This is a genomic window from Pseudomonas sp. BN515 (genome assembly GCF_029873155.1).
GTDB lineage: Bacteria > Pseudomonadota > Gammaproteobacteria > Pseudomonadales > Pseudomonadaceae > Metapseudomonas.
This window is the reverse complement of sequence record NZ_SSOH01000051.1, coordinates 1-3,924: the sequence shown is the minus strand read 5'-3', so window position 1 is coordinate 3,924 and position 3,924 is coordinate 1. Positions and strand designations below refer to the sequence as shown.

Here is a 3,924-nt window from a genome sequence, read left to right as displayed (position 1 = left end):
GGCGGCGACGGTTCCGACGTCTACTACGTGGACAGCGCCAGCGACGTGGTCCAGGAAACCAACGCAGTGCTGGCCAGCGGTGGCAGCGACACCGTGTACAGCTCCCTGTCGGCCTACACCCTCGGCACCAACGTCGAGAACCTTCGCCTGCTGTCCGGCGGTGCGGCCAACGGTACCGGTAACGCCTTGAACAACGTGATCTATGCGGGCGCTGGCAACAATGTGCTCAATGGCGGAGCGGGTGTGGACACCGCGTCCTATGCCTTCGCCACAGCCGGCGTGAATGCCAACCTGGCGCTGACCACGGCCCAGACTACTGGCGGTTCGGGCTCCGATACCCTGCTGGCCTTCGAGAACCTGACTGGCAGTGCCTTCAACGACACCCTGACCGGCAATGCTGCCGCCAACGTGCTGATCGGCGGTGCCGGCACCGATCGACTGACCGGCGGGGCCGGGGCTGATGTGTTCTCGTTCAATGCCCTGAGCGAATTGGGAACTGGTGCGCTGCGCGATGTGATCACCGATTTCCGGAGCACCGATGGCGACAAGATTAATCTGTCTGTCATCGACGCTAAGCCCGGCACGGTGGCCAATGATGCATTCAGCTTCATTGGCTCGGCGGCATTCAGCGGTATGGATGCCACCGGCCAGCTGCGTTTTGCCAATGGCATCCTCTATGGCAGCACCGATGCGGATGCCGTGGCGGAGTTCGAGATTTCCCTCGTGGGAGTGTCGACCCTGGCGGCCGCCAACATCATTGCCTGATCGGGTGTGATTGCCGGCCCAGTCCGTTTGCCTGCTGGTCGGCGTGATAGGAGGAGCGCACCAGCGGGCCGGATGCCACATGCTTGAAGCCCATCTCGGCACCTTTTTCTGCGAACCAGGCGAAGGTGTCTGGGTGCACGAAGCGCTGCACCGGCAGGTGGTTGCGCGACGGTTGCAGATACTGGCCGAGGGTCAGCATGTCGATATTGTGCTCGCGCATGCGCTGCATCACTTCGATCACTTCGTCGTCCGTCTCGCCCAGGCCCAGCATCAGGCCGGATTTGGTCGGTACCTGGGGCACGCGCTTCTTGAAATTCTCCAAGAGGTCCAGCGACCACTCGAAGTCCGAACCCGGACGCGCGGCCTTGTACAGGCGCGGCACGGTTTCCAGGTTGTGGTTGAACACATCCGGCGGCTCCTGCTCGGTGATGGCGAGCGCCACGTCCATGCGCCCACGATAGTCCGGCACCAGGGTTTCCAGCTGGACGCCGGGGGACAGCTTGCGGATCTCGCGCAGGCAGTCGACGAAGTGCTGGGCACCGCCGTCGCGCAGGTCGTCCCGGTCCACCGAAGTGATCACCACGTACTTCAGGCGCAGGTCGGCGATGGCAATGGCCAGGTTCTTCGGCTCGTCCGGGGCCAGCGGCTTCGGCCGGCCGTGGCCGACGTCGCAGAAGGGGCAGCGACGGGTGCAGATGTCGCCCATGATCATGAAGGTGGCGGTACCGCCAGAGAAGCACTCGCCCAGGTTCGGGCAGGAGGCTTCCTCGCAAACGCTGTGCAGCTTGTGCTTGCGCAGCAGTTGCTTGATTCGGGCCACCTCCGGCGAGGTGGCAATGGGCACGCGGATCCAGTCCGGTTTGCGCGGCACGTCTTCGGTGGGAATGATCTTCACGGGAATGCGCGCGACCTTCTCGGCGCCGCGCAGTTTTACGCCGGCCTGCAACGGTTGCGGACGCGGGGTGATCTGGGTTTCGGTCATGTTCTTGCTCCGAAGGCTCGGCGTTTTTCGTAGGAGCGAGCTTGCTCGCGAAGCTTTTGTTCGCGAGCAGAGCTCGCTCCTACCCGTTCAAGGACGGCAACAGCTCTCAGCCGCGGTAGTAACGCTGCGGCACGAAGGGGGTTTTGGCGACTTTCATGGCGACGCGCTTGCCGCGCACCAGGGCCCAGACCTCGCTGTCCAGGGCGGCGTGGCTGGCGCTCACGTAACCCATGGCCACCGGCGCACCCAGGCTGGGGCCGAAGCCGCCGCTGGAGACGCGGCCAATCACCGTGCCCTCGGCATCGACTATCTCGGCGCCTTCGCGGACCGGCACACGCTCCAGCGGCAGCAGGCCGACACGCTTGCTCGGCACGCCGTCGCGCTGCTGGGCGAAGACCTGGCCGGCGCCGGGGAAGTTGCCGGCACGCAGGCCATCGGCGCGGCGGGCCTTGGAGATGGCCCAGCCGAGGCTGGCCTCCACCGGGGTGGTGGCGGTGCTCATGTCGTGGCCATAGAGGCACAGGCCGGCTTCCAGGCGCAGCGAGTCGCGCGCGCCGAGACCGATCGGCTGGACTTCCGGCTGCTCCAGCAGGGCACGAGCCAACGCATCGGCATGCTCGACCGGAACGGAAATCTCGTAGCCGTCCTCGCCGGTGTAGCCGGAGCGGCTGACATAGCAGGCCACACCTTGCAGGTTCACGCTGGCGAATTGCATGAAGGTCATTGCCTGCACTTCCGGGGCGAGGCGGCCGAGCACTGCGGCGGCGGCCGGGCCTTGCAGCGCGAGCAGGGCACGGGACTCGAACAGCGACTCGATTTCGCACTGCTCGCCGAGGTGCTTGCGCAGGTGCGCCAGGTCCTGGTCCTTGCAGGCGGCGTTGACCACCAGGAACAGGGTGTCGTCCGCCAGGCGGGCGACCATCAGGTCGTCGAGGATGCCGCCGTTTTCGTCGGTGAACATGGCATAGCGCTGGGTGCCCAGCGGCAGGTCGAGGATGTCCACCGGCACCAGGCTTTCCAGGGCACGGGCGGCGTTCTCGCCCCGCAGGAGGACCTGGCCCATGTGCGAGACGTCGAACAGGCCGGCCTGCTCGCGGGTGTGCAGGTGCTCCTTGAGCACGCCGAGCGGGTACTGCACCGGCATGTCGTAGCCGGCGAAGGGCACCATGCGGGCGCCGAGTTCGAGGTGCAGGGCGTGCAGCGGGGTTTTGGCGAGGGTTTCGGTAGTCACGCGGAATCTCCAGTAGGGTGCGCCATGCGCACCGATGAACGTCTGTGGTGCGCACGGCGCACCCTACGGACGGTGGTTCAGCATTCGATGATGTTCACGGCGAGGCCGCCGCGGGCGGTTTCCTTGTATTTGCTCTTCATGTCGGCGCCGGTCTGGCGCATGGTGCGGATCACCTTGTCGAGCGAGATGAAGTGCTGGCCGTCGCCGCGCAGGGCCATGCGTGCGGCGTTGATGGCCTTCACCGAGCCCATCGCGTTGCGCTCGATGCAGGGCACCTGGACCAGGCCGCCGACCGGGTCGCAGGTCAGCCCGAGGTTGTGTTCCATGCCGATCTCGGCGGCGTTCTCGACCTGCTGCGGGGTGCCGCCGAGGACTTCGCAGAGGGCGCCGGCGGCCATCGAACAGGCCACGCCGACCTCGCCCTGGCAGCCGACTTCGGCACCGGAGATCGAGGCGTTTTCCTTGTAGAGGATGCCGATGGCGGCGGCGGTGAGCAGGAAGCGCTCGACGCCGTCGTTATTGGCGCCGGGCACGAAGCGGCTGTAGTAGTGCAGCACTGCCGGGACGATGCCCGCCGCGCCGTTGGTGGGCGCGGTGACCACGCGGCCGCCGGTGGCGTTTTCCTCGTTCACCGCGAGGGCGTAGAGGTTGACCCAGTCGAGCACCGACAGGCTGTCGCGCAGGTTGGCTTCCGGCTGCTCGCTGAGCTGGCGGTACAGTGCGGCGGCGCGGCGCTTGACCTTGAGTCCGCCGGGCATGATGCCTTCCTTGCGGCAACCGGCCTTCACGCAGTCCTGCATCACCTGCCAGATCTTCATCAGTCCGGCGCTGGTGTCTTCGGGGGTGCGCCAGGCCTTCTCGTTCTCACGCATCAGACCGCTGATGGACAAGCCGCTGGCGGTGCAGTGGGCAAGCATCTCCTTGCCAGTCTTGAACGGGTAGGGCA

4 protein-coding genes are annotated in these 3,924 nt (G+C 66.2%); 1 reads left to right on the top strand and 3 read right to left on the bottom strand.

Annotated features, from left to right (window positions below; translation table 11 throughout):
• On the top strand, nucleotides 1–765 hold a 765-nt coding region (locus tag E8E91_RS13505), incomplete at its 5' end, for a calcium-binding protein (protein WP_280376171.1).
• Here the strand turns inward: E8E91_RS13505 and lipA are convergent.
• From lipA to E8E91_RS13490, 3 genes are all read right to left on the bottom strand, one after another.
• Complete coding sequence (gene lipA, locus E8E91_RS13500) at nucleotides 755–1,747, bottom strand: lipoyl synthase (protein ID WP_280376170.1); 993 nt, start codon at nucleotides 1,745–1,747, stop codon at nucleotides 755–757. The two genes, E8E91_RS13505 and lipA, sit on opposite strands and share 11 nt — an antisense overlap.
• Nucleotides 1,748–1,853: 106 nt before the next feature.
• Entirely contained in the window at nucleotides 1,854–2,978 is a 1,125-nt protein-coding gene (gene gcvT / locus E8E91_RS13495) for a glycine cleavage system aminomethyltransferase GcvT (protein WP_280376169.1), read from the bottom strand.
• Between the two features lie 77 nt (nucleotides 2,979–3,055).
• Nucleotides 3,056–3,924 (bottom strand): L-serine ammonia-lyase (locus tag E8E91_RS13490; RefSeq protein ID WP_280376168.1); only part of this gene is annotated, 869 nt, incomplete at its 5' end.

What these genes read in the sequence shown, in the direction of transcription:
- lipA (WP_280376170.1), bottom strand. Translation starts at nt 1,747, where the DNA reads ATGACCGAAACCCAGATCACCCCGCGTCCGCAACCGTTGCAGGCCGGC.